The 26,704-nt window shown below is 73.8% G+C and carries 22 protein-coding genes; 10 read left to right on the top strand and 12 right to left on the bottom strand.

Going from position 1 to position 26,704, the window contains the following annotated elements:
• Positions 1–2: 2 nt before the first annotated feature.
• From P8R59_RS03210 to P8R59_RS03195, 4 genes are read left to right on the top strand one after another with little or no spacing between them, the layout of a single operon-like run.
• Positions 3–974 carry a carbohydrate ABC transporter permease gene (locus P8R59_RS03210; protein ID WP_278102692.1) on the top strand — a complete coding sequence of 324 codons (972 nt, stop codon included), beginning with the start codon at positions 3–5 and terminating at the stop codon, positions 972–974.
• The gene (locus P8R59_RS03205; RefSeq protein WP_077049643.1) at positions 971–1,795 is read left to right on the top strand and encodes a carbohydrate ABC transporter permease; all 825 of its coding nucleotides are present in this window, start codon (positions 971–973) and stop codon (positions 1,793–1,795) included. Before P8R59_RS03210 ends, P8R59_RS03205 begins: the two co-directional genes overlap by 4 nt.
• A gap of 30 nt (positions 1,796–1,825) precedes the next feature.
• The gene (locus P8R59_RS03200) at positions 1,826–2,782 is read left to right on the top strand and encodes a glycosyl hydrolase family 32 (protein WP_341210401.1); all 957 of its coding nucleotides are present in this window, start codon (positions 1,826–1,828) and stop codon (positions 2,780–2,782) included.
• Entirely contained in the window at positions 2,779–3,939 is a 1,161-nt protein-coding gene (locus tag P8R59_RS03195) for a serine hydrolase domain-containing protein (protein WP_278102691.1), read from the top strand. Before P8R59_RS03200 ends, P8R59_RS03195 begins: the two co-directional genes overlap by 4 nt.
• Before the next feature lie 67 nt (positions 3,940–4,006).
• Here the strand turns inward: P8R59_RS03195 and P8R59_RS03190 are convergent, their stop codons facing one another.
• The 4 genes from P8R59_RS03190 to P8R59_RS03175 are packed head-to-tail and all read right to left on the bottom strand — an operon-like array spanning position 4,007 to position 8,080.
• On the bottom strand, positions 4,007–4,822 hold the full coding sequence (locus P8R59_RS03190) for a glycosyltransferase family 2 protein (protein ID WP_278102690.1): 816 nt from the start codon (positions 4,820–4,822) through the stop codon (positions 4,007–4,009).
• Positions 4,819–5,817 (bottom strand): glycosyltransferase, encoded by a 999-nt coding sequence (locus tag P8R59_RS03185; protein ID WP_278102689.1) that lies wholly within the window; start codon positions 5,815–5,817, stop codon positions 4,819–4,821. Before P8R59_RS03185 ends, P8R59_RS03190 begins: the two co-directional genes overlap by 4 nt.
• Positions 5,814–6,950 carry a glycosyltransferase gene (locus P8R59_RS03180; protein ID WP_278102688.1) on the bottom strand — a complete coding sequence of 379 codons (1,137 nt, stop codon included), beginning with the start codon at positions 6,948–6,950 and terminating at the stop codon, positions 5,814–5,816. The genes P8R59_RS03185 and P8R59_RS03180 overlap by 4 nt, the downstream gene beginning before the upstream one ends.
• Entirely contained in the window at positions 6,947–8,080 is a 1,134-nt protein-coding gene (locus P8R59_RS03175) for a glycosyltransferase (RefSeq protein ID WP_278102687.1), read from the bottom strand. The genes P8R59_RS03180 and P8R59_RS03175 overlap by 4 nt, the downstream gene beginning before the upstream one ends.
• A 68-nt stretch (positions 8,081–8,148) precedes the next feature.
• On the opposite strand from P8R59_RS03175, the gene P8R59_RS03170 reads away from it, so the two are divergent.
• The 3 genes from P8R59_RS03170 (at position 8,149) to P8R59_RS03160 (ending at position 13,266) form a co-directional block, all read left to right on the top strand.
• A complete protein-coding gene (locus tag P8R59_RS03170) occupies positions 8,149–9,087 on the top strand; it encodes a WcbI family polysaccharide biosynthesis putative acetyltransferase (RefSeq protein ID WP_278102686.1) in 939 nt (312 codons plus the stop codon).
• The gene (locus tag P8R59_RS03165; protein ID WP_278102685.1) at positions 9,084–11,450 is read left to right on the top strand and encodes a glycosyltransferase; all 2,367 of its coding nucleotides are present in this window, start codon (positions 9,084–9,086) and stop codon (positions 11,448–11,450) included. Before P8R59_RS03170 ends, P8R59_RS03165 begins: the two co-directional genes overlap by 4 nt.
• Before the next feature lie 175 nt (positions 11,451–11,625).
• Positions 11,626–13,266, top strand: a complete 1,641-nt coding sequence (locus tag P8R59_RS03160) for an ABC-F family ATP-binding cassette domain-containing protein (RefSeq protein WP_278102684.1) — start codon at positions 11,626–11,628, stop codon at positions 13,264–13,266.
• Positions 13,267–13,437: 171 nt separating this feature from the next.
• On the opposite strand, the gene P8R59_RS03155 is transcribed toward P8R59_RS03160, so the two are convergent.
• From P8R59_RS03155 to P8R59_RS03140, 4 genes are all read right to left on the bottom strand, one after another.
• Positions 13,438–13,782, bottom strand: a complete 345-nt coding sequence (locus tag P8R59_RS03155; protein ID WP_278102683.1) for a LysR family transcriptional regulator — start codon at positions 13,780–13,782, stop codon at positions 13,438–13,440.
• A 137-nt stretch (positions 13,783–13,919) separates the two neighbouring features.
• The gene (locus P8R59_RS03150; RefSeq protein ID WP_278102682.1) at positions 13,920–15,452 is read right to left on the bottom strand and encodes a GMC family oxidoreductase; all 1,533 of its coding nucleotides are present in this window, start codon (positions 15,450–15,452) and stop codon (positions 13,920–13,922) included.
• A gap of 11 nt (positions 15,453–15,463) precedes the next feature.
• Positions 15,464–16,843 carry an alpha/beta hydrolase gene (locus P8R59_RS03145; RefSeq protein ID WP_278102681.1) on the bottom strand — a complete coding sequence of 460 codons (1,380 nt, stop codon included), beginning with the start codon at positions 16,841–16,843 and terminating at the stop codon, positions 15,464–15,466.
• A 167-nt stretch (positions 16,844–17,010) separates the two neighbouring features.
• Positions 17,011–17,913: an SDR family oxidoreductase gene (locus tag P8R59_RS03140; RefSeq protein ID WP_278102680.1), complete on the bottom strand. Its 903-nt coding sequence runs from the start codon at positions 17,911–17,913 to the stop codon at positions 17,011–17,013.
• Positions 17,914–18,055: 142 nt separating this feature from the next.
• Here P8R59_RS03140 and P8R59_RS03135 point away from each other — a divergent pair, with 142 nt between their 5' ends.
• On the top strand, positions 18,056–19,138 hold the full coding sequence (locus tag P8R59_RS03135; protein WP_278102679.1) for a glycosyltransferase family 4 protein: 1,083 nt from the start codon (positions 18,056–18,058) through the stop codon (positions 19,136–19,138).
• A 12-nt stretch (positions 19,139–19,150) separates the two neighbouring features.
• On the opposite strand, the gene P8R59_RS03130 is transcribed toward P8R59_RS03135, so the two are convergent.
• On the bottom strand, positions 19,151–20,224 hold the full coding sequence (locus P8R59_RS03130; RefSeq protein ID WP_278102678.1) for a glycosyltransferase family 4 protein: 1,074 nt from the start codon (positions 20,222–20,224) through the stop codon (positions 19,151–19,153).
• A gap of 236 nt (positions 20,225–20,460) precedes the next feature.
• On the opposite strand from P8R59_RS03130, the gene P8R59_RS03125 reads away from it, so the two are divergent.
• Complete coding sequence (locus P8R59_RS03125; protein WP_278102677.1) at positions 20,461–21,603, top strand: glycosyltransferase family 4 protein; 1,143 nt, start codon at positions 20,461–20,463, stop codon at positions 21,601–21,603.
• Here P8R59_RS03125 and P8R59_RS03120 read toward each other — a convergent pair.
• On the bottom strand, positions 21,525–22,637 hold the full coding sequence (locus P8R59_RS03120; RefSeq protein WP_278102676.1) for a glycosyltransferase family 2 protein: 1,113 nt from the start codon (positions 22,635–22,637) through the stop codon (positions 21,525–21,527). The genes P8R59_RS03125 and P8R59_RS03120 overlap by 79 nt on opposite strands.
• A 259-nt stretch (positions 22,638–22,896) precedes the next feature.
• Here P8R59_RS03120 and P8R59_RS03115 point away from each other — a divergent pair, with 259 nt between their 5' ends.
• Complete coding sequence (locus tag P8R59_RS03115; RefSeq protein WP_278102675.1) at positions 22,897–24,111, top strand: hypothetical protein; 1,215 nt, start codon at positions 22,897–22,899, stop codon at positions 24,109–24,111.
• Here P8R59_RS03115 and P8R59_RS03110 read toward each other — a convergent pair.
• Together P8R59_RS03110 and P8R59_RS03105 are read right to left on the bottom strand one after the other, a co-directional pair.
• Entirely contained in the window at positions 24,063–25,394 is a 1,332-nt protein-coding gene (locus P8R59_RS03110; RefSeq protein WP_278102674.1) for an O-antigen ligase family protein, read from the bottom strand. The two genes, P8R59_RS03115 and P8R59_RS03110, sit on opposite strands and share 49 nt — an antisense overlap.
• Entirely contained in the window at positions 25,391–26,599 is a 1,209-nt protein-coding gene (locus tag P8R59_RS03105; protein WP_278102673.1) for a hypothetical protein, read from the bottom strand. The genes P8R59_RS03110 and P8R59_RS03105 overlap by 4 nt, the downstream gene beginning before the upstream one ends.
• Between the last annotated feature and the right edge of the window lie 105 nt (positions 26,600–26,704).

The raw sequence follows: 26,704 nt of genomic DNA, 5'->3' as shown, positions 1-26,704 counted from the left end.
CCATGACCGATCGTGCGGTCGCCGTCGCGGCGGCCCCCCGAAAAGACGCCGCCGACCCGGCGACGACGACCGCACCCGTTCGCCGGGCCGCTGCACGCGCAGTGGCCCGGCGGGCGACCCTCGCCGGATGGCTGCTGCTCGTCCCCGCGCTCGGTTTCTACATCGGGTTCGTCATCTGGCCCCTGTTCCAGGGTGTGCAGTACTCGTTCTACGACTGGAACGGCATCGGCGTGGCCCGGTGGGTGGGGTTCGAGAACTACCTCACGGTGTTCACCGACCCCGACCTGCTTGGCGCGATCCGCAACGCCTTCGTGCTCATCGCGTTCTTCACGTTCATCCCGGTGGGGCTCGGACTGGTGCTCGCGACCCTGATCCGCGGCATCCGGAACAAGGCTTTCGCCGCCACCGCTCAGACGGTGCTGTTCCTCCCGCAGATCATCCCGCTGGCCGCCGCCGGTATCGCGTGGTCCTGGATGTACGCGCAGACCGGCGCCGTGAACCAGATCCTCGGATGGATCGGGTTCGGCTGGATCACCCGGCCGTGGCTCGCCGACTACGGCACCGCCCTTCCCGCGGTGGGTCTCATCGGGTCGTGGGTCCTCACGGGACTGTGCACCGTGCTGCTGCTCACCGGGCTCGGCAAGATCGACGTCTCGCTGTACGAGGCGATCCGGCTCGACGGCGCGGGCTGGTGGCGCGAGTTCTTCACCATCACGCTGCCGGGCCTGCGGCAGGAGATCGCGGTGCTCGTGACCGTCACCGTCATCGCCGCCCTGTCGAGCTTCGACATCATCTACACCTCGACGCAGGGCGGCCCCGGGCGGGCGACCCTCGTGCCCGGCCTGTCGATCTTCCGCATCGGCTTCACCCAGAGCGACGTGGGCCTGGCATCCGCCTTCGGCATCGTGCTCATGGTGCTGGTGCTCGTCGTGGTCCTCCCCATCCAACGCCTCTCGAGAGCGAGTGACTCGTGATCGCCAGCCGCACCGAGCGCGTCCTCGGAACCGTCCTCCTCGCCGTCGCGGCGATCGTGACGCTGCTGCCCCTGATCAGCATGTTCTCGGCGGCGCTGCAGCCCGCCGACCGCAACCCGACCGGGCTCACCTGGCCGACCGACCCGCAGTGGGGCAACTTCGCCACCGCGTTCGAGACCGGACACGTGTGGCAGCTCATGGGCTCGAGCCTCGTGATCGTGCTCGGCGTCGTGCCCGTCAGCCTCGTGGCCGCGACCCTCGCCGGGTTCGCGCTCGGGTCGCTGCAGGTGCGGTTCGGTCGCGGAGTGCTCGTCTTCTTCGTGCTCGGCCTCACGATCCCGTTCGAGGCGCTCATCATCCCGCTGTACTACCAGGCGCAGTCGATGGGCACCGTGAACACCCCGTGGGCCGTGATCTTCCCCCTCATCGGGCTCTTCATGCCGTTCGGCGTGTTCTGGATGCGCGCGCACTTCATCAACGTCCCGCGCGAGCTGTCCGAGGCCGCGCGCGTGGACGGGGCGTCGCTGTGGCGCGAGTTCCGCAGCATCCAGCTGCCGTTGGCGGCGCCGGCGCTCTCGGCGCTCGCGATCCTGCTGTTCATCTGGACCTGGAACCAGTTCCTGCTCCCGGTCGTCCTCATCGCCGACCCGCTGCAGCGCACGGTCGCGGGTGCCCTGACCTTCTTCCAGGGGCAGTACTCGCTCAGCATCCCCCTGCTCAACGCGGGCGCCCTCATCATCATCACGCCGGCCGTCCTGCTCTTCCTCGTCTTCCAGCGCCAGTTCATCCGGGCGCTGGTGCAGGGCGCGGTCAAGGGCTGACCGCTCGACCCCTCCATCGAAACGGACATCATGACGTTCACGCTGCCCGACCACTGGGTCTGGGACTTCTGGCTCGCCCGCGACGGCGACACCCACCACATGCTCTTCCTGCAGGCGCCGACCAGTCTCGGCGACCCCGACCTGCGCCACCGCAACGCCACGGTGGGGCACGCGACCTCGAGCGATCTGCGCTCGTGGACCGTGCACGGCACGGTGCTCGAGCCCACCGGGGGAGAGGCTCCGGATGCCACGGCCACCTGGACCGGCAGCATCGTCGAGGCGGCGGCGGGGTGGCGCATGTTCTACACCGGGTCGCGGTTCCTGGAGCCGGGGCGCATCACCAACGTCGAGACCGTGCTCGCGGCCACGTCGGACGACCTGACGGAGTGGGTCAAGGACCCCGGCGTCGTGGTGGCCGCCGACCCGCGCTGGTACGAGACGCTCGCGGCCGGCACCTGGCACGAGGAGGCGTGGCGCGACCCGTGGGTGTTCGCGGACCCCGACGGCGACGGCTGGCACATGCTCGTCACCGCCCGCGCCGTCGACGGTCCGGGGCGCGATCGCGGGGTCGTCGGCCACGCGTGGTCGCCCGACCTCGTGCGGTGGGAGGTGCGGCCCCCGCGCAGCACCGCCGGTGCGGGGTTCGCGCACCTCGAGGTGCCGCAGGTCGTGCAGGTCGAGGGTCGCTGGGTGCTCGTGTTCTCGTGCGATTCGGCGCACCTCGCCGGTCACCGGGAGGGCGAGCGCGGTGGCATCTGGGCGGTCGCGCTCGACGATCCGCGGGGCCCCTACGACGTGCGTCGCGCGACGTTGGTCGCCCCCGAGAACCTCTACAGCGGTCGGATCGCCGAGGACGCCGACGGCCGGCCGGTGCTGCTGGCGTTCGAGAACGTGGCCGCCGACGGGGCCTTCATCGGCACACTGTCCGACCCGCTCCCGGTCCGGTGGGACGGCGACCGTCTCATCGTGACGGAGGACGTCCGATGACCGCGGTGCAGGGCTCCGTGGCATCCGGGTTCGCCCCGGTCGCGGATGCCTTCCGCGCGGCATTCGAGAGCCACCCGGGCATGGGCGGCGCGCTGTCGGTGCGGGTCGACGGGCGCGAGGTCGTCGACCTGTGGGGCGGTATCGCCGACTCGCGCGACGGCCGCCCGTGGGAGCGGGACACCCCGACGGTGGTGTTCTCGTGCACCAAGGGGCTCATGTCGATCCTCGCGGCTCGGCTCGTGGCATCCGGTCGCCTCGACTACGACCGTCCGCTCGCCGAGCTGTGGCCGGAGTTCGGCACGTGGGGCAAAGACACCGTCACCGTCGGCGACGCCCTCGCGCACCGGGCCGGTGTCTCGGCGCCGCGGGTCGACGTCAGCCGCGCCCAACTGCTCGACTTCGACGCCGTCTCGGCGATCATCGCGGCGCAGCGGCCGCTCTGGGCCCCCGGCGAAGGATGGGCGTACCACGCGCTCACGCACGGCTGGATCTCCGGCGAGATCGTGCGGCGCGCCGGGGGAGTCGGGATCTCCGCCGCCTTCGCCGAGATGGCGGACGCGGTCGGCGGCGGGGCATGGCTCGGGATGCCGGCGGAGATCGCGGCATCCGTCGCCCACCTCGAAGTGGGGCCGACCCTCGCCGCGGGCGTCGCCGCACAGGCCGCCGCACGCGACCCGCACGGCGTCGACTGGCTCGACCGCGCGATGACCCTGGGCGGCGCGCTGCCGCCCACGCTCGTCACCGAGCACGACGGCTTCAACGCCGACGACGTCCGCGCCGCGGTGATCCCCGGCGCCGGGGGGATCAGCACCGCCCGCGCGCTCGCCGCGATGTGGTCGGCGACCGTGGCCGAGACCGACGGCGTCCGGCTCCTCGACGACGCGACGGTCAGTGCCGCCGGGGCCCTGCGCACGAGCGGTGCTCCGGTGTTCGACGCTCCGGCGCCGTGGCCGGAGTGGGGCGCCGGGATGCAGCGGGATTCCGCCGCGCGCCGCTACCTCGGACCGGGCAGTGTCGGGCACGACGGCGCCGGCGGACAGGTCGCGTTCGCCGACCTCGACGCCCGCGTGGGCTTCGCGTTCGTGACCAACCGCATGGAGTCCGAGGACCCCCGTGCGACCCGCATCGTCGAAGCGCTGCGGGAGGCGCTGGGCTGAGCCTCCAGCGCGTGAGGTGCCAGAATTCGTCGCTTCGGGCGTGCCCGAAGCGACAATTCTTGGCACCTCACGCGCCCGGGAGACGCACCCACAGCTCGCCGCGGCGCTCGATCGCGCCGGCGGCGGCGAACGCCTCCAGCCACCCGCCCATCGGCCAGACGCCCCAGCGGCGATGGAACGCGGAGCCGTTGCGGAGGATGTCGTCGAGGTGCCGCCAGGGCGGCGAGGACACCGGATGCCACTGGTGGTACGCATCCGCCCCGCCCGTCCACACGAGGGGAACGCCGGAGGCCCGCGCCGTCCACGCGAGGTCGGTGTCCTCGGCGCCGTAGCCCTCGTACGCGCCGTGGAAGCCGCCGAGGCGTTCCCAGGTCGCCGGGGTGACCGCGAACGACAGCGACCAGAAGAGGTCGTACTCGTCCGGCTCGGCGGTCCGCGTCTCGCCCGGGGGAAGCGCGGGGCGCGCCCGGTGCGGGCGTGTCACATGCGGCAGGTCGGCCACGGCCGGACGCTGCACGCTCGCGAGGTAGGTCACGGGTCCGGCGAGCAGCGCGTCGGGATGTGCCGCGGCGGCCTCGGTGTACCGCGCGACGAGATCGGCACCCGGCAGGCAGTCCACGTCGAGGAAGACGAGCAGTTCCGCACCCTCCGCGATCGCGGCGGCGGCCGCGGTGTTCCGGCCCGCGCCCACGCGGAGTCCGTGCGGCCCGGGCGGGACGTGCCGCGTCAGGACGTCGGCATCCCGGATGCCGTCCGGCGGCGTCGCATCGAGGAAGACCTCCGCGCGGAGGGCCTCGGGGGCCACCGCGGCGAGTACCTCGCGCTGCCGTTCGAGGTGGGCCCGGCGGGCCGCGGAGGCGACCGTGAGGACCGCGACCTTCACGGGAGCATCGCCTCGATGGCCTCGGCGGCGCGCTCGGCGGCGCCGGTCACCTGCCAGCGCGTCCAGTCGGGGTCGTCGGTCGCCGCGGCCTCGACGAGCGCCACGATCCCCTCGGCGTCGATGTCGTCGGGGGCGACCCGGGCGAGGCCCCACCGGTGCAGCGCGCACGCGGTGTGCCGCTGCTCGTCGAAGGGGCGGTCCTGCGCGACGACGACCGCGCGCGCTCCCGCCGCGGCGAGGTCGGCGACACTGTTCTGCCCGGCCGCGCTGACCACGACGGTGTGCGAGGTCAGAAGCGGCCAGGGGTCGTCGAGGCGCGACGACGCGTCGTGTCCGATCGCGCGCGTGCGCCAGCCGGCGGCGGACAGCCGATCCTCGGCGTCGCGGCGCACGTCGTCGGCGAGCACCTGACCGAGGAAGAGCACCGATCGCTCGGCATCCCCCCCTTCCGGGGTCCGTCCGTCGTAGCGCGAGATCCCGCCCGTCCACACGACCCGGTCGGTCCGGGTGGTGAGCGCTCCGGGCGGGACCGCTCCGTGCGCCCACGGGGCGAGGATGCGGTCGGCCAGGTCGTAGGCGAGGGCGTGCGCCGCGTCGGTGCGTTCCCCGGGCTGCGTCACCGCGAGCGTCCGCAGGCCCAGCAGCCGCGCGAAGGCGACGACCTCGGCGCTGACGTCGACGACGATCGCCCGGAGGTCGGCGGCGCTCCGCGCGAGGAGCGTGAGGCGTGCGCGGTGCCCGGGATGGTCGTGCGGCGCCCAGTGCAGCGCTCCCCGGACGGTGGGGTCGGCCGTGCCGGGGTCGAACACCGTGCCGTCCTCGTACTCGATCGCGTCGGCGTCGTGGGGGAGGACGATCCATTCGACGTCGTCGCCGAGTCCGGTCGGACGGGGCAGCGACGAGAACGCGCGCACCTTCTCGCGCAGGTGGGGCTGCACCGCGAGGAAGCGGGCGACGTGCCCGTACCCGTGGTGATGGATGTACCAGCCGATCACCACGACACCGCCGGGATGCGACGTTCGGTCGCCGGCTGCGCGGTGTGGGCGAGCACCCGCTCGACCTCGCGGTAGCGCCGGCTGAGGGCGTGCTCGCGCACCGCGGCGCGGCGGGTCCAGACGCGCGTGAGCGGTTCCCGGTGGCCCGCGGAGGCGAGGTCGCGCGCCGCGTGGGCGAGCGCCGTGACGTCGCCGGGCATGACGGCGGCCGTCCCCGGCATCCCGGCGAGGACCTCGGAGACCCCGCCGATGTCGAACGCCGCGACCGGTGTGCCCGTCGCGAGCGCTTCGGCGATGACGAGACCGAACGGCTCCTCCCACATGGGGGTGACCAGGGCCACGGCCGAGGATCCCACGAGGCGGCACAGGTCGGGCTGGTGCAGCGCGCCGACGTAGCGCGCATGCCCGCCGAGGCGAGGCGCCACCTCCTGCTGGAAGTAGTCGACGTCGCCGATGCGTCCGGCGACGACGATCTCGGCGTCCACGGCCCGGGCGGCCTCGATGGCGAGGTGCGGCGCCTTCTCGGGGACGATGCGTCCCGACCACACCCACCGCGGCCCGCCGGGACCGCGCGTCCACCGTTCGGTGTCGATGCCGTTGGGGAACACGAACGCGTCGACACCCTCCACCGACCACGCGCGCGCCGTGGCCTGGCTCACCGCGACGAAGCGGTGCGCGCTGCCGCGCACGTACGCGGCGGCCTGGAGCATCGGTTCGAGCGGGGGCGTGTGAAGCGTCGTGACGACCGGGATGCCGGCATCCCGGCTCCACCGGATCGGGGCGGGGTGGAGGCTGTGGTTGTCGATGACGTCGACCTCGTGCCGGCCGGTCCGGAGCCGCTCCAGGAGCACGTCGTGCGCCGCGTCGGTCGCGGCGGCGTACCCCTCGGGATAGCCCGTGTCCGAGGAGTCCTCCACGCGCGACCAGGTCGGTGCGGGCAGGGCGAAGCCGGGGGAGTCCTCGAGGAAGTCGGATCCCTCCGCGGCGCACAGCGTGACCTGGTGCCCGCGGTCGCGCAGCCATCGGACGCGGTCCCACACGGTCGCCTCGAGACCACCGGCGTGCGGCTGGCGCAGCGGGTAACGCGACGGGGCGACGACCAGCACCCGCAACGGCTTCGGCGCGCGGGTCATGCCGCGTGCTCCGTCCGCATCGACCGGCGGTACACCGCGACGTGGGCCTGGCGCACCCGCTCGCGTTCGTCGAGCCGATCGACCCGGCGACGCGCGACCTCCGCACCGCGCGCATCGGACCCGGCGACCGACCAGCCCCCGGCCGTGGCATCCACGATCGCCCGTTCCAGCGACACGGGGTCGCCGATGCGGAACGCGTGGAAGTCGGCGGGATGCTGCGCGGCGACATGGCCGACGCGCGTGCCGACGACGGGCACGGCGAGGTCGTAGCAGAGCTCCGCCCACCCCGAGTGCGTGCCGTGCGAGTAGGGGAGCAGGCAGACATCGAGGTCGGCGAGCCACGCGGCGAGGGCGTCGTCGTCGAGCCGTGCCGCGCGCTCCACGGTCACGCCGTCGGTGCCGTCGGCGAGGGCGTGGATGGATGCCGCGGCGTCGGGGTCGCGCACGTTCTCGTTCAGGCGCACGACCGCCTCGATGTCGGTGCCCCGGGCGCGCAGGTCGGCGACGGCGCGGACGAGCGTCGCCACCGTCCCCACGCCGTCGATGTTGGGGCGGAGGTCGCGCAGGTGGACCCCGACACGGGTCCCGGCGTGCGGGCGGCCGACGGGAAGGGCGGTGCCGTCGGCGAGCGTGGGGTGGGGGATCACGACGCTGACGCGGCCGTAGTCGCGCTCGACCTCGGCCGCGGTCGGCGCGGTCAGCGTGGTCACCTCGTCGGCTCCGGCGAGGAGCACGGCCAGCGCGGCGCGGTGCGCCCCCTGGTCGGTCAGCTGCGGGTTCTCGAGGTCGTGGACGGTGTAGACGAGCGGGAGGCCCAGCCGGCGGAGGGCGGAGACCGTCGCCGACAGCTCCTCGGTCGAGGAGGACTCGCTGCCGAAGTGCACGTGGACCACGTCGATCTCGTCGGCGTGCGCGTCCAGCCACTCGGGCAGCAGCACCTGCGGCGGCCACCACTGGCCGGGGGCGGCCCCCGGGGGCGGCGGGTCGGCGCGCAGATCGACGAAGCGTTCGTCGGTGATGGCCCGTGTGTACGGGTGCCCGGCGGGCACGGCGGCGACCCGGATCCGGCGAGGGGCGGTGGCGTCGATCGGGGGTCCTCCTGGAGTGCGGCGATGGGGGGCGTATCGCATCAGGAGAGGAGTCGCAAGGCAACGGGACCGTTGCGAAGGCGACGGCACCGACGGCGTACGTTCACATCATGCGCGGCAGAGAGAGCGGTTCCGAGAGCCTTGCGGACGAGGATGCGGCGGTGATAGCGCGCCGTCGGCACTACGCCGAATTCTTCGGCGACGCCCCCGCGCCCGAGGGCTACGGCGTCGTCGTGGGCAACTGCCAAGCCGAATCGATCCGGCTGGTCGTGTCGAACGACACCCACCCCGGGGTGCGGGTCCCCGCGGTGCACGAGATGGATGCCGCCGACGCCGAACGCCTGCACCGGCTGCTCGCGGGGGCGTCGTTCCTCGTCGTGCAGCCGATCCGTGACGACTATCGCGGTCTGCCGCTCGGCACCGCGCAGCTGCGCGCGGCGCTTCCCGCCCACGCCCGGACCGTGGTCGTGCCGTCCCTCCGCTATGGCGGGCTGCAGCCGTTCCAGGCCGCGATCCGGGTCCCCGGCGTCGACGAGGACCCGCCGCTCGTGGCGTACCACGACGTCCGGCTGCTCGCGGAGGCCGCGGGGCTCCCGGTGGCCTCCGTGCTCCCGCCGGACGCGGTGCGGGCCGTGGCCGAGGACTCCCTCGCGGAGCTTCGCCGCCGCGAGGACCTCGGCGTCGACGTCGTGGCATCCGATCTCTACGCCCCGGTGGTGGCCGACCTCGCCCGGACGGTCAACCATCCCGGCAACGCGGTGTTCCTGCCGCTGGGGGAGCGCATCGTCGCGGCCCTCGGCGCGCCCGGGAGCGCGGTCGACCCCGGGCGTCCGATCCTCGCCGGCGTGCGGGCACCGCTCGAACCGTGGGTCGTCGAGGCGTGGGACCTGGATGCCGAGCCCCGCCCCGAGTGGATCGTCGGCGGCGAGACGCTCGATGCGCGCACCGTCGCCGAGGCGCACCGCGGGTGGTACGCCGCGCATCCGGAGTTCGTCACGGCCGCGGTCGAGCGCCTCGCCCCGCTGCTGCGCCGGTGGCGCGCCGTATGAGCATGCGACCGGTCCTTCTCGCACCCGCCGGGCCGCACGGGGTCGCGGTGTACGCGCGCGCCGTCGCGGACGACGTGCGTGCTCTCGACCCTTCGTTCCGCGTCGCGACGGGCCCCGATCTCGACGCCCTGGCCGCCGGGACGCCGCTGCACGTCCACGTCACCGAGCGTCTGTGGGGGCCCTCGCCCGAGGAGGCGACCGAACGGCTCACCGCCCTGGCCCGGCGGCATCCGCTCACCGTCACCCTGCACGATGTGCCGCAGGCCTCGGACGGCGAACGCAACCGTCCGCGCCGCCGTGCCTTCTACGCCGCCGTGACGCGGGCCGCTCACGCCGTCGCCGTCAACAGCGCCCACGAGCGCGCCCTGCTCGCCGAAGAGGGCGTGTGGGACGGGCCCGTCGAGATCGTGCCCCTGCCGGTGCCCGCGGTGGCCCCCGGACCGCGTCCGCGGCCGGACGGCACCGCCGGCGTCCTCGGGTACTTCTACCCCGGCAAAGGGCACGACGAAGCGCTCGCCGCCGCCGTCGCGGCGGACGTCGGGCGACTGACGATCCTGGGCCGCGCCTCCGACGGACACGCCGCCGACCTCGACGCGTTCGTTCGCCGTGCCGCTGACGCGGGCGTCGCCGTGGCGGTGACCGGGTGGCTCGACGACCGCGAGATGGCCGAACGCGCCCGCGCCGTGTCGGTCCCCGTGATCGCGCACCAGCACGTGTCGGCGTCGGCGTCGCTGACGTCGTGGATCGGGTGGGGGCGCCGCCCGATCGCCCTCCGCAACCGGTACGTCGACGAGATGGCCGCGCTCCGGCCCGGGACCCTGCTCCCCGTCGAGCCGTCTGCGCTCGCGGCGGCGGTGCGCGCGGCGGTGGAGGATCCGGATGCCACCTGGCACGGCATCCACCCCGTCCCCCTCGGTCCTGCCGACGTCGCCCGCGCGTACCTGGCGTGGTGGGCCGCCCTGCCCGCGCCCGACGGCGTGCCCGCCGCGTCCGCGTCCGCCGAGTGTCCAAGACAAGCCGATGCGCCGTACCCCGATGCGGCGTGTCCCGGACACTCGACGCCCGCCGACGCGCCGTGGGTCGTCGGGAACCGCTGGGACCTCGTCGCGGGGCGCGAGCCGGAGCCGCCGCGGGTCAGCGTCATCATCACGCACTACGACCAGCCCGCGGAGCTCGCCCGCACCCTCGCGGCCCTCGCGCAGCAGGACCACCCGGCCGATCGCCTCGAGATCGTGGTCGCCGACGACGGCTCGCCCGAGGCTCCGGTCGTGCCAGACGGCGTGCGGCTCGTGCGGCAGGACGATCGCGGCTTCCGGGCGGCGGCCGCCCGCAATCTCGGCGTCGCGGCGAGCACCGGGGACGTCCTGTGCTTCCTGGATGCCGACACGACCCCCGAACCCGGATACGTCCGGGCCCTCACGCGCCTGCCCGCCCTCCTGCCCGAGGCCGTGACGGTGGGGCGGCGCCGGCACGCCGACTTCGCCGGGGTCGGCACCGACGTCCCGGTCGCCGAGGCGGGGCCGGAGCGGGAACTGCCCGAGCCCTCGTGGCTGCGCGAAGAATACGCCCGGACGGGCGACCTGCTGCGGGCCGACGACCGCTCGTACCGGTTCGTCATCGGGGCGGTGTCGGCCTGCTCGCGGCGGTTCTTCGACGAGGTCGGCGGCTTCGACGAGACGTTCACCGCGTACGGCGGCGAGGACTGGGAGTGGGTGCACCGGGCGTGGCAGGCCGGCGCGATCCTCGCCCACGTCCCCGGGGCCGTCGCCTGGCACGACGGCCCCGACTGGTCGGGCCGCGACATCGACCGCACCCGCGAGGGCAATCGTCAGACGCTGCGCCTCGCCGCCGACATCCCCGTCGCCGGGTCAGCCGGGCGGGGACTGCTTCCCGCGGCCCCCGACCTCGTGGTGCACCTGGCGGGGGAGCATCCCGAGGCCGCCGTGTTCTTGTGCGTGGATGCCGTGCTCGCGGCGTTCCCGCGCGCGACCGTCGTCCTCGACGCGCCGCCGACGCTCGCCGCGCTCGCCGCGGACCCCCGCGTGAGGTCGGGCGCGGTGCCCGACGCGCGTGTCGTGTGGCACCTGGACCTGCCGGTGCTGCTCGACGGCGTGGACGCGCTCGCCGAACGGCTCGCTCAGCTCGGCCAGGGCGCCGAGGGGCGGCTTCGCGTGAGCGCCGCCGACGGGACGATCGTCGGCACCGCCGTTTCGCGACGGGCCCGGCGCCGCGCCGAGCGGTGGGGCGCCGAGGTCGGGTTCGATGGCGGCGAGATCGTGGCATCCGGTGTTCATGTCCTGCGCGACGAGCCGCATCTCGAGGCGTGGGTGGGCGGCTGGGGCGGCCTCGAACGCTTCACCTGAGGAGCTGCCGCGCGCGCTTCCCTTCGCGATAAACGCGACTCGCGGCGAGAAACGTCTTGTCGCCCCGTGTTTCGCCGTGGATGCCGTTTCTCGCGCCGGGGCGGGGCGGGGCGGGGCGGGGCGCCGCGTGGGGCGGGGCGCCGCGCGCCGCTGCCACCCCTGGGACAATGGAGGGATGACCGCCACGCTCGTCGCCCAGGTACTCGCCGGAGGCTACGGTCACCGCACACTGTTCGAGGGTGTCGACCTCACGGTCGCCCCGGGCGATGTCGTCGGCGTGGTCGGGGCGAACGGCGCGGGCAAGTCGACGCTACTCCGGCTCCTCGCGGGGGTCGACGAGCCGCTCGCGGGCACGATCGCCCTCGCTCCGGCCGACGCCTTCGTCGGGTGGCTGCCGCAGGAGCATGAGCGCATCGACGGCGAGACCGTCGCGCAGTACATCGCGCGCCGCACGGGCTGCGCCGAGGCGACGAGAGAAATGGATGCCACGGCCGCGGCCCTCGGCGACCCCGAGGCCGTGGGCGCCGCCGACGCCTACGCCACGGCCCTCGAGCGCTGGCTCGCCAGCGGTGCGGCCGACCTCGACGAACGGATGCCGGTGGTGCTCGCCGACCTCGGGCTCGAGGTGGGCGCCGACGCGCTGATGACGGGGTTGTCGGGCGGGCAGGCGGCGCGCGTGGGGCTGGCGGCACTGCTGCTCTCGCGCTTCGACATCGCGCTGCTGGACGAGCCCACGAACGACCTCGACCTCGACGGCCTCGAGCGTCTCGAGACGTTCGTCGCGGGCCTCCGCGGCGGGGTGGTGCTGGTGAGTCACGACCGCGAGTTCCTGGCGCGGTCCGTCACCCGCGTCCTCGAACTCGACCTCGCGCAGAACTCGCACCGCGTCTACGGCGGAGGGTACGACGCGTACCTCGAGGAGCGGGCGACGCTGCGCCGGCAGGCGCGCGAGAAGTACGAGGAGTTCGCCGAGACCAAGGCCGACCTCGTCGCCCGTGCGCGGACGCAGCGCGAGTGGTCGAGCCAGGGCGTCCGCAACGCGATGAAGAAGTCGCCCGACAACGACAAGATCCGCCGCAAGGCGTCGATGGAGTCGAGCGAGAAGCAGGCGCAGAAGGTCCGGCAGATGGAGAGCCGCATCGCGCGACTCGACGAGGTCGAGGAACCGCGCAAGGAATGGAAGCTCGAATTCACGATCGGCGCCGCGCCGCGATCGAGCGCGGTCGTCTCGACGCTCTCCGGCGCGGTCTTCCGGCAGGGCGACTTCACTCTCGGACCCGTGTCGTTGCAGGTGAACGGGGGCGAGCGGATCGGCATCACCGGACCGAACGGTGCCGGGAAGACGACGTTGCTGCGCGGCATCCTGGGCCGTCAGAGTCCGGACGAGGGCTCGGCGTCGCTCGGATCGAGCGTCGCGATCGGGGAGATCGATCAGGCCCGGTCGCTGCTCGTCGGTCAGCGGCCGCTCGCCGATGCGTTCGAGGGGCTCGTGCCCGAGATGAGCGCGGCCGACGTGCGCACGCTGCTGGCGAAGTTCGGGCTCAAAGCCGACCATGTCACCCGTCCCGTCGACGGGCTGTCGCCGGGGGAGCGCACGCGCGCCGGGCTCGCACTGCTCCAGGCGCGCGGCGTCAACGTGCTCGTGCTCGACGAGCCCACGAACCACCTCGATCTGCCCGCGATCGAGCAGCTCGAGCAGGCGCTGGAGTCGTACACGGGCACCCTGCTCCTCGTCACGCACGACCGCCGGATGCTGGATGCCGTCCACACCGACCGCCACTGGCGCGTCGAGGCTGGGCGGGTCGCGGAGCTGTAGCGTCGTCGCGTCGCGTCGCGTCGCGTCGCCGTCACCTCGACAAACGCGATCCGCGACGAGAAACGCCCTGCCGTCCCGTTTCCGGTCGTGGATGCCGTTTATGGCCAGGGGGATCGCTCACGGTGGCACGGCACACCGCCGGGCTCGGCTCACGCCCCGCGCCGGAACGCGTCAGCGGCCCTGGCGCTTCTTGTACGGCTTGGGCTGGCCCTTGACGATGGGGGCGCGGCCCTTGCCCTTGGATGCCTTGGCCTTCCCGCCCTGAGCCTTCGGTGCTGCGGTCGCCTGCGGCGGGGCGTCGGCGATGCGCGCTCGCGCCTCGTCGAGGAGCAGCACGCCCGCCGGAGTCAGCGTGGTCGGCGGGGTGCGCGACACGAGCGGCTGCCCGACCTCCTCCTCGAGCTTGTCGACCGTGGTGTACAGCGAGGCGAGCGGGATGCCGAGCTTCTCGGCGGCGCGCGGGAAGTGCAGCTCCTCGGCGAGGGCGGTGAACCGGACGAGGTGTGCGAGCTTCATGGCATCCATTCTCTCCCGGGGTGCGTTCGGAACCCGTGTCAGCCCACACGTTCGGGCCGAGCGCATACGTTCGGGACATCCCCGACGTGTGCGTTGGACCCGAACGTGTGCGCTCGGCGGCCGGGCCTGCCCCGGGTCTACGCGGATGCCAGGAACCGGTCCGCCGTCCGCAGCGACAGCGCCATGATCGTCAGGGCGGGGTTCGCGGCGAGGGCCGAGGGGAAGACGCTGTTGTCGCAGATCCACAGGTTCGGGACCTCGTGCGAGCGCCCGTCGCCGTCGACCACGCCGTCGGCGGGGTCGGTCGACATGCGGGCCGTCCCGATCGTGTGCGCGGAGCGGGCGAGCACGAACGTCTCACGCGCGCCCGCGGCCTCCATCACCCGCAGCAGGAAGGCCGTCGCGTGCCGGTCGAGGGCCTTCTCGTTCGGCCCCGCGGTGAACGTCACCCGCGCGCGGGGGATGCCGAACTCGTCGGTCTCGTCGGAGAGCTCGAGGCGGTTGTCGTCCGACGGCAGGCAATCGCCGTTGATGCCGATGCCCGCCATGGACTGCGCCTGATCGAGGCGCGCCATGAGCTCGCGGCCCCACAGCCCGCCGCCGCGCGCGAGCGTCGTGGCGAAGGTGAGCGGCATCACGCCGAGGCTCTGCACGAGGTAGCCGCCGGCGAAGTCCGCGTCGGCGGGACGCATCATGTCCTCGGTGATCAGCGACGACGGGTAGCCGCGGTGCCCGCGCACGGGCTCGTCGAAGCGTCCCCACACCTGCGTCGCACCGTGCGCGAGGAAGTTGCGGCCGACCTGCCCCGACCCGTTCGCCACACCGGTGTGCAGCAGTAGACGCGGCGTCTCCACCCCGCCGGCCGCGAGCACGAGCGACCGGCACCGCTGGCGGACGTCCACGCCGTCCTGCCGGTACACGACCGCGGCGACATGCCCCCGCGCGTCGAGCTCGATGTCGTGGACCATCGCGCCGGTGCGGATCTCCGCCCCGGCGGCGACGGCGGCCGGGAGGTAGGTGTTGGCGGTGGTGGCCTTGGCATCCACCCGGCATCCCTGGTGGCAGGCGCCGCAGTTGATGCACGCGCGGCGTTCGCCGTGATGGTCCTGGAGCCGCGCGCGGGTGAGCACCGCGGCCGGAGCGTCGGCGTACCGGATGCCGAGCGCCTCGCACCCGCGGGCGACCAGGTTCGCGGGCGCGTTGCGCGCGGCCGCACCGTACGCGTACGAGCGGTCGGGATCCCACGGGTAGGGCGTCGGGCCGGAGACGCCGATGTCGCCCTCGACCCGCGCGACGTACGACAGCAGCTCGGCGGGGTCGAGCGGCCAGTCGCGTCCCTCGCCCGTCTCGGTGCGCAGCCGCAGATCGCGCGCGTCAGGGCGGGGGGTGAACGCGCCCCAGTGCAGGGTCGACCCGCCCACCCCGCGGCCGCTGTTATTGGGGCCGAAGGCGGTGGGGTCGTCGCCGCCGCTCAGGCGCTCCGACATCCAGTTGATCTCGACGGCCTCGGTCTCGTCGGGCGTGAGGTCGTCGAGGGCGAAGTTCCGTCCCGCCTCGAGCGCCACGACCGTGAGCCCGCGCCGCGCGAGCTCCGCCGTCAGCGGGGCGCCGCCCGCGCCGGTCCCGACCACGACGACGTCGACGATGTCGTCGGTCCCGTGCGTGCGCATGCCGTCGAGGTTCATGCGGCGTCTCCCGTCGCGATCGTGCCGCCGACGCCGGCGGGTTCCCAGTCCTCGCGCCGCCCGAGGGTCAGCTCGACATAGCCGCGGATCGGTGCGCGGCCGCCGGTGGCGAAGCCGTCGAACCCGGTGCGGGCCATGCTCGCGGGGTGCGAGAGCCACTGCCGCACCAGGTCGACGCGCGCGTCTTCGAGCCAGGCCGCGAGCAGGCCGGCATCCAGGGGTCCGCCCGTCGGGCCGTTCCCCTCGATGGCCGCGCCGAGGACCGTCTCGCGCTCGGCCGGGTCGGTGGGCCAATGCGCGGCGAGGGTGTCGAGCCCGGCGCGGTAGGCCTCGGGGTCGGGTGGAAGTCCGTCGCGACGCCACCCGTCGCCGTCGCCGCGGGCCAGCTGCGCGTCGACGCGCGCGGCGATGTCGATCGCCGGGCCGTCCTGCGGCACGACGAGATCGGCGATCTCGCGCAGCAGCGTGAGCTGCGCGAGGTCGAGCACGCGCGGCGCGTACCCGCGGTCGTCGGGCACCGCCCGGCGGTTCAGGATGCCGCGCACCCGGTCGTCCACGCGGTCGCCGGCGATGAGCCGCGCCCACTCCTCGGGCACGACCGGCCCCGCGAGCACCTCGTCGGCGACGAACGCGGCGATCGCGTCCGCCGCCTCGGTCGCGCGCTCGAGCGGGATCATGTGGCCGGTGTCGGCCAGCGCGTGGAACCTCGCGCGCGGATAGACGCCGGCCAGGAGCCCCGGCTGCGCGGCGGCACCGAGGTCGGCGTCGTCCTCGCCCGCCAGCACGAGCACGGGGAGGTCGAGCGTGCCGACGTCGGCGCGCGCATCGACACGGCTCCCGGTCTCGAGCCACGCGCGCCACGCCGTCGGCGACGTGCGGCGGAGGTCGGTGAGCGCGAGGCTCTGCGCGCCGGGGTCGAGCGGCCGCGCGGTGTTCTGGTCGATGAAGGTCTCGGCATCCGGTTCGGAGATCGCCCCGTCGTTCACCCACGAGAGCATGAGCGCGCGGCGCTCCTCGTCCATCGGCTCGGGGCGCGGCGGCGACGGCGCGAGCAGCACCATCCCCGCGAGCCCGGTCAGCGGCGCGGTGCCGTTCAGCACACGGGATGCCACGAGCGCGGCGATCTTCCCGCCCATGCTGTGACCGCCGAGGATCCAGCGACCGCGGGCCTTCTCGTTCAGGATGCCGACGACGTGCGCGACGGTGGCGTCGAGCGACGTGTCGGAGGCGGCGGTCTCCGACCCGAAGCCCGGCAGATCGATGCCCTGCACGTCCACGCGGCCCGCGAGCGCGTCACCGAGCCGGCGGAACGATCCCGCGCTCGCCCCGAGGGCGTGCAGCAGGTACAGGGTGGGGACGTCGTTCGGGCTCGGCATGTCCTCACGCTTTCGCACCCCGGGGCCGACAACGGGTCGCTTGCGCCCCGCGACGTTTTAGGCAAGGCCGCATGCCCCCCCCGGTTCTACATCCCGCGTGAGTTGCCAAGAATTGTCGCCTGGCCGCCGGTGGAAGCGACAGATTCTGGCGACTCACGCGACGGGAGTTACGGCGTGACCATGCCGCCGTTGACGTTCAGCGTCTCGCCCGAGACGTAGCTGGCCTCGGCGGAGGCCAGGAACACGAACGCGGGCGCGATCTCGGCGGGCTGCCCCGCGCGCTGGTACGTGCTCTCGTCGTCGAAGTGCTCCATCTGGTCGTCCGAGACGCCGTCGCTCACCTGGAGCGCCGACCACGTCGGGCCGGGGGCCACGACGTTGACTCGGATGCCACGGGGAGCCAGCTGCTGCGCGAGCCCCTTCGACAGGTTGTTGATCGCGGCCTTCGTGGCGGCGTAGTCGAGCCGGTCGGGGGCGGGGACGTACGCCTCGAGCGAGGCGGTGTTGATGATCGCCGCGCCCTCGGGGAGGTGCGGCAGGGCGGCCTTGGTGATCCAGAACGGCGCGAAGACGTTGGTGCGGAAGGTCTGCTCGAACTGCTCGTCCGAGAGGTCGTCGACTCTCTCGACCATGATCTGCTTCCCGGCGTTGTTCACCACGATGTCCAGGCCTCCGAGCGCCTTGACGGCCTCGGCGACGAGGGCACGGCACGCGGCCGGGTCGGTGATGTCGACCGGGATCGACACGCCGGTGCGGCCGGCATCCCGGACCTGCTCCAGGACGTGATCGGCGTCGCGCTGCTCGGCGGGCAGATGCACGATGGCGACGTCTGCGCCCTCGCGCGCGAACGCGATCGCGACGGCGCCGCCGATGCCCGAGTCTCCGCCGGTGATGAGCGCTTTCCGGCCCGTGAGGCGCCCCAGTCCGCGGTACGTCTTCTCGCCGAGGTCGGGGACGGGCGTCATGTCGGCCTGCACGCCCGGTTCGGGCTGGTGCTGCACCGGCGGTTCGACGCGGGCGTACCGCGTGACGGGGTTGTCGAAAGTGAGCTGGTCGCGATCAGTGGTCATGCGGGCGACGCTACGCACGGTGCCGGCGGTGCGAGACCGGGTTGACGGCGCAGCGCGGGCTGTTCCTCAGCGGAGAGGTCACCCGCGGCGCGGGCGCGGAGGCGGCCGAGGAGCTCTTCTTCTCGACGCCTACCGTGGCCGCGTGCCTTCCCCAGACGTCCCACCGACGACCCCGCGCGTCGTCCTCCATCTCGTCGATCGCGCGACGGGAGGGGTGCCGGTCGCGGTGCGAGGTTACATCGAGAACTCCCCACCGGGATTCCGTCACATCGTCGCGTCGCCGCACGGGCCGGACGGCCCGGCGGCTGTCTGGGCGGAAGGGTCGCGCGTGCTCGACGCGCGCCACGTGGACTGGGACGTCGCGCACCCGCTCGCCGCGATCTCCGGCGTCCGCGCCCTCGTCTCCCGGTTCGCTCCGGACGTCGTCCACGCCCACTCCAGCTTCCCGGGCGTGTACGCCCGCGCGGCGCTGCGCGACGGCCCGCGGCGGGTCTACACGCCGCACTGCTTCGCCTTCGAGCGCCGCGACGTGGGCAGGGTCGCGCGCTCCGCCTATCGCGGGATCGAGCGCGCGCTCCGCGGACGTGCCGACCTGCTCGCCGCGGCCGGTCCGGGCGAGGCCGTCGCCGCCGCGCGGCTGGGATACCCGGCGGCACGGATCAGGGTCATCCCGAACGTGCCGTCGGTGCGGCGGGTGTCGCCTGTCCCACCCGCCCCGACGGATGCCGAGACCCTGACCGTCGGGATGCTGGGGCGCTGGGCGCCGCAGAAGGATCCCGACCTGTTCGTGGATGCGGTGAGACGCCTGCGTGCGGACCTTCCGGGCCTCCGCGTCCATGGGCGGTGGATCGGCGGCGGGGAGGGCGCCGACGCCGCACCCGAAGACATCGAGGTCACGGGCTGGCAGGCCCCCGACTCCGTCGCGGCGCAGCTCGGCGGACTCGACGTGTACCTGCACTCGGCCGCGTGGGAGGCGGCCGTGGCGATCGCGATCCTGGATGCCGTGGAGTGCGGGGTCCCGGTCCTCGCGCGCCCGCTCGCGGCGATGCCCGGCCTGCCGTCCGCGGTGCAGTGGGACGTCGGGCTGGGAACGCTCGTCGCCGCGGTGCGCGCGGGGAGCCTGGCCCGGTGGCAGGACGACAACCGGGCCCGGTGGGCCGAGTATCTCGGCGGGACGTTCACCGCGGAAGCCCAACGCGCGGCCCTGCGCGCCGTGTGGGCGTGAGCGCGCGCTCCGTCAGGCTCCGCGGAGCGATCGCCGCACGTCGCGGATGACCTCTTCGACCCGGTCGACGGCGGCATCCCAGGAGAAGCGCGCCTCGTTCTCGCGTCCGGCGCGCGACAGACGCTCGCGGAGCCCCGGATCGGCGTCGAGGCGCTCGATCCCCCGTCGGATGTCGGCCACGTCGGTGGGATCGACCCACAGGACGCTGTCGCCGAGCACTTCGGGTAGCGAGGCCGCGCGCGCCGCGAGCACGGGCGTGCCCATGCGCTGGGCCTCGAGAGGGGGGATGCCGAATCCCTCGTACAGCGAGGGGAAGGCGAAGGCCGCCGCTCCCCGGTACAGGGCCATCAGCTCGGCGTCGTCGACGCGGCCGAGGAATTCGACACGGTCCCGCTCCCGCGCCCCGCGCGACTGGAAGGCGCGCGCCTGGTCGCCGACGATCAGCAGTCGACGGACGGTGGAGGTCCGGGCGGTCTCGAACGCCGTCATGAGCGCGTCGAAGTTCTTGTGCCGGTTCGGCGACGACACCGCCAGCAGATAGGGCTCGCCCGCGTCGTGGCGGGGGCCCTCCGGACGGAAGTCGGGGCCGACGGCGGCGTGCACCACGGTGATCTTCTCGGGGGGCAGCCCGAAGTGCGCGTGCAGCTCGCCGGCGGAGAAGGCGCTCACCGTGAGCACCCGTTCGCTGCGGCGCAGCAGCCCGGGGACGAGCGCGCCGTAGAGAAGACGGAACGACCGGGCGAAGCTCTCGGGATGCCGCACGTAGATGATGTCGAGGTGCGAGGCGATCTGGGGGCGGTAGAGCGTGGGACCCGTGTTCGCGAGTCCCAGGAGGAGCGGCGAACCGGAGGCTCGGAGGAAACGGGGGAGCGACCACTGCTCCCATGCGTGGCCCCGCAGCCGTCCCACTCGGAGGATCGGTGCACCGAGGTCGGGCTCGATGAGGTCTTCGGGGGGCACCGCCACGAGCACCGGCATCCGGTCCGCGAGCCCGCGCGTGATCTCGCGCGCCCAGCGCTGGACCCCGGTGGGGGTATGGGTGAGGAAGCGGCCGTTGATGACGACGGGGGCGAGGGGGGAGGTCATTCGGGGTCCTTCGTGCGTGGGGGGCGATGCCGCGTCGGGGGAGGGGTCGACACGATGCTGGGTCATGCGGACATGTCGATCATTCGCCGAGCGCGCGCAGCGCAGCGGGTGAGTCTCCGGGTGAAGGTGGGGAGCACGTCCCTGCCCGGCGGGGGCGGGTCGCCCGTCCTCCCTCCGCCCGGGCGGCACCATGGCGAGGAACCGCGTCGACCGTCGACGTGCCCGGGGAGGCGGCCATGGCCCACATCGTTCTCGACGCGCGCGGATACTTCACCACGACGGGGCGCTACATCCGGAAGCTGGTGGAGGGTCTCTCCCGCCTCGAGGACGATCACCGCTACACCCTCGTGCTCCCCGCGGACCGGCTCGAGGACTGGTCGCCGCCGTCCGAGCGGTTCCGGGCCGTCGGTTCGTCCGCGCCGTTCTTCTCCTTCGCGGAGCAGGTGGGCCTCGCCCGCCAGATCCGGGCGCTGCGACCCGACCTCGTGCACTTCTGCATGCCCCAGCAGCCGGTGGTCCTCGGCATTCCAAGGGTCACGACGTTCCACGACATGACCCTCCTGAAGATCCGCAACGCCAAGAAGTCGCGCGTCGTCTCGTGGTCGCGGCGCGCCGTCGGCCGAGTCGCGTTCACCGCCGCCGCGCACGTGGGGCGGGCCAACATCGTCGTCAGCCGCTTCAGCGCCGAGGATCTCCGTCGCTTCACCGGGGCTCCGCGCCGCAGCATCGTCCTGACGTACGAGGCGGCGGATGCGATCACGGACGCCGCCGAGACGGTTCCCGTGCCGTTCGAGCGATTCGTGCTGTTCGTGGGCAACCAGGTTCCCTACAAGAACCTCGAGCGCCTCTTCGACGCGGTCCAGGACCTCGCTCCGACCCACCCGGGGCTGGGGCTCGTCGTCGCGGGGCGGATCGACGACGACGGCCGCCGGATCCTGCAGAGGCGGCCCGACATCGCCCGGGGCGCGCACTTCACCGGCTACGTCTCCGACGGCGGCCTGCGCTGGTTGTACGAGAACGCCGCCGTCTTCGCCTTCCCCTCGTTCCTCGAGGGCTTCGGGCTGCCGGGGTTGGAGGCGATGCGTCACGGCTGCCCCGTCGCGAGCAGCACCGCCACCTGCCTCCCCGAGATCTACGGCGACGCGGCGATCTACTTCGCGCCTGACGACCGGGGAGCGATGGCATCCGCTCTCCGCCGGGTGATCGAAGACCCCAAGGTCGCGGCGAGCCTCGTGCGCCGGGGGCGCCGCCGTGTCGAGGACTTCTCGTGGGAGCGGATGGCGGACGAGACGCGGGCGGTCTACGAGCGGGCCCTGCGCGCCCGGGATGCCGTGACCACGGACCCCGTAGAGGCCGGGCGGCCGCCGGGCAACGGATAGCTTTCGCCGAGCCGGCCGCGGAGCCCCGCGAGGCACGCCGCGACGATGAGTCCCGCCGCGCGCAGCCGGAGGGTCAGCAGCCCCGCCGCGAGCAGGAGCCCGAGGCGCACCACGACGTTGACCGCGAGCCGGAGCTGCGCCGCGACCGATCCGCGCGCCTGCTCCGCACTCAGGTACGCGGCGTTGCGGTTCTGGTAGCGCACCCGCCACAGATCTTCGCGGGCGGTGCGGAGAACCCGCGGGACCCGCAGCCGCCGCCGCGGGGGCTCGGAGCTCTCGCGCCAGTCGACGGTGTCGTGGATCTCGACGTCCAGGCACAGCAGGATCTCGCACCCGGCGGCCCGCAACTCCGCCGAGAAGGCGTTGTCGTCGGCGTAGAGCACGAGAGCGGTCGGCGGCTGGAGACCCCGCGCCGCGATCGGGGCGGGGAGGTACAGACCGCCCCACATGCTGTTGGGGAGGGGCGCCACCCGGACGGCGCCGACGCGGGTGTCGACCACACCGCGCGGATCGGCGGTCTGCCGGTGCCGAGCGAAGACGTCGGTGCTGAGGAACGCTCCGGGGCGGAGCTCGGAGAACAGGTCGTCGGGGGAGGCCCCCTCGCGCAGGAGCCGGTAGACGGGGTTGACGGCGCGGAAGCACGCGAGCGCCGTCGGCGGGGCGCCGCGCGACTCCAGGGCGCAGGTGGTCGCCTCGAGGACACTCAGTGCCCCGGGCGGGAGCGGGTTGTCGTCGTCGAGGAGCAGCACCGCCGTCCCGCGCCGGTAGGCGGCGGAAAGGCCCGCCGCGAACGCGGGGGCGGATCCCCGGTTCCGGCCGAGATCGATCACCGCGATCCGACCGGACGATCGCGCGACGGCGTCATCCAGGCGCGCCGCGGAGTCGGGCGCCGTGCCGTTGCTGACGACGATGAGGTCGGCTCGCGGTTCGGCGAGCACCGAGGCGATGGTCGCGGACAGACCCGCGTCCCACCGGTCGGCGTAGGTCACGGTGACGACGGTCAGGCGTGGGGGAGCGGCGGGTTCGGCATCCACTCGCCCTTTCTTACGGCGACCGCGGCGGGCGCGGAGTCTCGCGCGGCGGGCGGACGCGGTCGTGAGAAGACCGCGCGACGTGGCCCGGCGCGTGTGCTCCCGTGCGCCCGGGTGCGGACCCTGTCGACGGGTCCGCCCGAAGAATCACCCGTGGGGCCTTACCACCTCACCTCTCGAGGGGCGGATCCGACCCGACGCAGCCCCGGGAAGCAGCCGGACAGGATCGCACGGTGACCTCCCGCCCCCGCGACTCTTCCGCATGAAGGTCCTCCTCGGGCGCCTCGCGGGCTTTGGCTCGCTCCCGCTCCTCGCCTCGCTCGCCCCTCTGCTCCTGCTGGGGGTCGTCTCCCGCGCCTCCACGCTCGACCAGTGGGCGGGACTCAACATCGGCCAGGCGATCGGCTCCTTCGCCACGGCGGTGACGATGTTCGGCTGGCAGGTCGTCGGCCCCCCGATCGTGGCGCTCGCCCCGAGCGACCGCCGTCGACGGATGACCTACGCGGCGTCGTGGTGGCTCCGGCTCGGGGTGTTCGCCGTGGTCACGCCGGCGGCGGTCGCGCTGTCGGTGGTGACCTCGCCCGGCGGCACGGGGGCGCTCGCCGCGCTCATGTGCGTCGCCGCGGCGCTGTCGGGGATGTCCATGACCTGGTACGCCATCGGTGTGGGGCGGGCACGTCTCATCACCGCCTTCGAGGTGGTTCCGCGCATGCTCGCTCTCGCGGTCGGTGCGGGCCTCGTCGCGGCGACGGGGGAGCCGTTGTGGTACCCGGCGTGCATCGTCGCGGGGATCGTCGTGGCGCTGAGCATGTTCCATCGGCGGTACTTCTCGTGGACGATCCCGCCCTGGCCGGGTGCGGACGCGCTGCGCTCAGCGGCGCGGTCGAGCGCTCCCGGCGCCGGCGTCCTCATGCTGGCCGGGGTGCGGTCGGCCGCCCCGGTCCCCGCCGCGACCGTCGTGCACGCCCCCGGTTCGGTGGTGTTCCTCGCCTCGGCCGATCGCCTCTACCGGTACTCGCTCTTCAGCGTCTCCGCGCTCGGCGACGCTCTGCAGAACTGGGTGCTGGAGCAGGGGACCCGCGGTCGGCGACAGCGCGTCGCGCTCCTGCTGCACGGAATCCTCGGCGCGGGCGGAGCGCTCGGGCTCGCCCTGCTCGGGCCGTGGACCACCGGCGTGCTCTGGGGGGCGCACGTGGCATCCACCCCCGAATTCGTCCGGGGATACGCCGCCGCCTTCTTCTTCGTCTCGGTCGGGACGCCGCTCGTGCGCAACGTCCTCGTTCCCCGCGCGCGCACGGGATGCGTGCTCGTCTCGGACGCGGCCGGTCTCGTCTGCGGTGCAGCTGCGGCGTTCCCCCTCGTCGCGACCCTCGGTGCCCCCGGCATCCCGTGGGCTCTGGCCGTCGCCGAGGGGGTGAGCGTGATCGGCTACGTCTCCGCGGTGATCGCCGTGCGCCGGGTGTCCGACGGGGGATGAGACGCCCCGTCGCTCGCATCGAGGGCATCGCTGCGACGCGAGACCGTGCCGAACGCGCGCGGCAGCAGAGCGCAGAAGGCCAGCAGGATCAGGACGATCTGCCACTGCTGCTCGTCGAACGAGAAGCCCATGACCCCGAGGAACGTCGCGCCGCCGATCGCCAGCGCGCCGCCGAAAAGCGCGCGCCCCAGCACCGCGCAGAACAGGACGAGCGCGACGAGTCCGGACAGGGCGAACAGCGACACGTAGGCGTTGTCGAAGTAGAGGAGGTTGCTCGCCCCGCGCACGATGCCCGCGCGGAAGAGTTCCGCACTCGCCCCCGCCCCCGAGCCGAATACGACCGCGGCCTCGCCGCGCGCCCACAACGCGTCCCACGACCCGACCACGAGCGAGCGGTGGATGTACGACACCGAGGACTCGAACCGTCCGTCGAGGGCGAGGAGGGTCGGCAGGTCGACCAGGAGTGCGGCGATCGCGAGCACTCCCGCCCCGGCGATCATGACCAGCAGCCGCCGCCACCGCAGATTGGCGAGCCCGTACGCCAGGAGCGCCGCGAGGAGCGCGACGACGGCGCTCCGGGTGCCCGACAGGGCGAGGGCGGCCGCCGCGACGACGGCCCCGCCCGCATACCGCCAGCGCCGTGTCTGCGCGGTGGCGTGGATCAGCACGAGCGCCGCGACGCTGGCGAAGACGGCGAACGGGATCGGGTGCCCGAAGGTGCTCTGCGATCGGCCGGTGAGGGCGGGGATGAGCACGTTGGCCCGATCGTCGATGTTCTCCAGCGATTCCACCCGGAGGGGCCAGATCGCGTCCACGGTGCCGGTCTGTTCGAGAGCGGCGTAGGCGGTGTGCGCGAGGACGAGCCACAGGAACGTGTCCGCCACAGCGGGGAGGTCTTCCTTCCGCAGCAGCGGGACGACGAAGGCCAGCGCCATCGCGGAGGCGAGCATCCCCGCCTGCAGCAGCGTGGACGCGGCAGAGAACTGGCCGAGGATGCGGAGGATCAGCCAGAGGCCGAACGCGGCGAACAGGCACGCCCCCCACAGCGGCGGCCACGGCGTCGAGGCGTCGCGCCGGACCACGGCGAACAGACCCAGCAGGACGATCGTGGCGAGCGCCGTCATCGCCATCGTCTGATCCCGGACCGATCCGACGGGGACCAGGGTCGAGATCACGATGATCGCCGCGACCGCGCGGGCCGGCGCCGCCGACGCCGGGGCGCGGAGCACCACCCACACGCTGATCGCGCAGGCCGAGATCAGAACCAGGGAGCCGATCGTCATGGTGTCCTCTCGGAGTGGCGGAGCGACGGGGAGGTCGGCATCCGCTCGCGGACCGTCCGACGCCCACGCACCCACGCGCGCAGGCCGCGCGCCAGCCGCCGCAGGCGGGCGCGGCGCGGGTCGTCGGTGGGGTCCCCGGCGCGGCGTGCCGAGGCGAGCGCGACGTCGTCGTCGGGCCACAGCAGACGCACGAGCGCCCGCGGGCGCCGGAGGATCGGCAGGGTCCGAAGCGCCGCGAGGTACGCGTGCGCCGTGTCGGGACGCCCCCGCCAGTGCCAGTCCCTCGGAGTCGAGGCCGCCGACCCGGCCGTCGCCTCGGCGCCGAACACCTCGGTCAGCTCGCGCCGCAGAGCCGGGACGGCTCCGAGCGCGCGGGCGCTCCCGAGGGTGCCGCCGGCCGCGGTGAGCATCCGCACGGCGGCGGTCGACGCGTCCACCGAGCGCCCGCGCTCGCCGATCGCCGGCCGGACGACGTTGACCGCGGCGAGCACCGCGTGCACGTCGCGCGAGGGGATCCGAACCTCCGTCCCCGCGTACTCCATCGTCATGCACGACGCCGAGACGGCCTCGAACGCCGACGCGTCGTCGAGGGTCAGGCCGGGAACGCGGCGATGCACGTCGATCTCGCATCCCCAGGTCTCGGGGCTCATCGTCGTGCTGTGCGGAACCGGCGTTCCGAACCACGGATCGGGGGAGCGGCGCCAGCCCCAGGCGGCGAGAGCGCGGACGAGCTCCTCCGCCCGAGCCGGCTCGCACCAGACGTCGACGTCCGCGGAGTGTTCCCGCTCGCGGAGCCCCTGGCGGTGGAGGCTGGGCCCCTTGATGAACACGGTGCGGACACCGAGCTCCGCCGCCACGTGGGCCGTGACGGCGTACACGAGCTCGTGCAGGGGCGACGAGAGCACGGCCCGCTTCAGGTGATGCGCCCGCGCGGGGTGGTTCGAGCCGAACGCGGCGATGCCCAGCCGGCGCCACTGCGCGAGGACGTCGAGGTCGGCGTCGTCGAACGCGGCGCTCGGAATCGGACCCTCCCGGATCAGCCGGCGCCACAGATCCGCGCCGTGCGACACGAGGCACAGTGCGGGCCCGGGCAGCGTCGGGACGAGGAGGATCTCGGCCTCGGCGGCGAAGCCCGGCGCGCCGGCGACGTCGAGGGCGCCGAAGGCGGTCGGCATCCAGCCCTCGGCGAGGGGGGAAGAAGGCATGGGCACTCCTGGGGGCGCAGCGGGGCGACCTCACAGTGTCGCCCGCGCCCCGCCCGGCGGCCCGCCGCTCGCGCGCCGTTCAGGCCGCCGTCGACACCGAGATCA

It is taken from the genome of Microbacterium proteolyticum, from assembly GCF_029639405.1.
Classification (GTDB): domain Bacteria; phylum Actinomycetota; class Actinomycetes; order Actinomycetales; family Microbacteriaceae; genus Microbacterium.
The sequence above is the reverse complement of the archived record's forward strand: the minus strand, read 5'-3'. Positions and strand labels throughout refer to the sequence as shown.

Excerpts from the sequence above, each read along its gene's own strand:
- P8R59_RS03105 (WP_278102673.1), bottom strand. The coding sequence starts at position 26,599 with ATGCCTTCTTCCCCCCTCGCCGAGGGCTGGATGCCGACCGCCTTCGGC.
- P8R59_RS03150 (WP_278102682.1), bottom strand. The coding sequence starts at position 15,452 with ATGCGCACGCACGGGACCGACGACATCGTCGACGTCGTCGTGGTCGGG.
- P8R59_RS03115 (WP_278102675.1), top strand. The coding sequence starts at position 22,897 with ATGAAGGTCCTCCTCGGGCGCCTCGCGGGCTTTGGCTCGCTCCCGCTC.
- P8R59_RS03210 (WP_278102692.1), top strand. The coding sequence starts at position 3 with ATGACCGATCGTGCGGTCGCCGTCGCGGCGGCCCCCCGAAAAGACGCC.
- P8R59_RS03195 (WP_278102691.1), top strand. The coding sequence starts at position 2,779 with ATGACCGCGGTGCAGGGCTCCGTGGCATCCGGGTTCGCCCCGGTCGCG.
- P8R59_RS03160 (WP_278102684.1), top strand. The coding sequence starts at position 11,626 with ATGACCGCCACGCTCGTCGCCCAGGTACTCGCCGGAGGCTACGGTCAC.
- P8R59_RS03145 (WP_278102681.1), bottom strand. The coding sequence starts at position 16,843 with ATGCCGAGCCCGAACGACGTCCCCACCCTGTACCTGCTGCACGCCCTC.
- P8R59_RS03165 (WP_278102685.1), top strand. The coding sequence starts at position 9,084 with ATGAGCATGCGACCGGTCCTTCTCGCACCCGCCGGGCCGCACGGGGTC.
- P8R59_RS03125 (WP_278102677.1), top strand. The coding sequence starts at position 20,461 with ATGGCCCACATCGTTCTCGACGCGCGCGGATACTTCACCACGACGGGG.
- P8R59_RS03130 (WP_278102678.1), bottom strand. The coding sequence starts at position 20,224 with ATGACCTCCCCCCTCGCCCCCGTCGTCATCAACGGCCGCTTCCTCACC.
- P8R59_RS03175 (WP_278102687.1), bottom strand. The coding sequence starts at position 8,080 with ATGCGATACGCCCCCCATCGCCGCACTCCAGGAGGACCCCCGATCGAC.
- P8R59_RS03170 (WP_278102686.1), top strand. The coding sequence starts at position 8,149 with ATGCGCGGCAGAGAGAGCGGTTCCGAGAGCCTTGCGGACGAGGATGCG.
- P8R59_RS03180 (WP_278102688.1), bottom strand. The coding sequence starts at position 6,950 with ATGACCCGCGCGCCGAAGCCGTTGCGGGTGCTGGTCGTCGCCCCGTCG.
- P8R59_RS03110 (WP_278102674.1), bottom strand. The coding sequence starts at position 25,394 with ATGACGATCGGCTCCCTGGTTCTGATCTCGGCCTGCGCGATCAGCGTG.
- P8R59_RS03200 (WP_341210401.1), top strand. The coding sequence starts at position 1,826 with ATGACGTTCACGCTGCCCGACCACTGGGTCTGGGACTTCTGGCTCGCC.
- P8R59_RS03155 (WP_278102683.1), bottom strand. The coding sequence starts at position 13,782 with ATGAAGCTCGCACACCTCGTCCGGTTCACCGCCCTCGCCGAGGAGCTG.
- P8R59_RS03140 (WP_278102680.1), bottom strand. The coding sequence starts at position 17,913 with ATGACCACTGATCGCGACCAGCTCACTTTCGACAACCCCGTCACGCGG.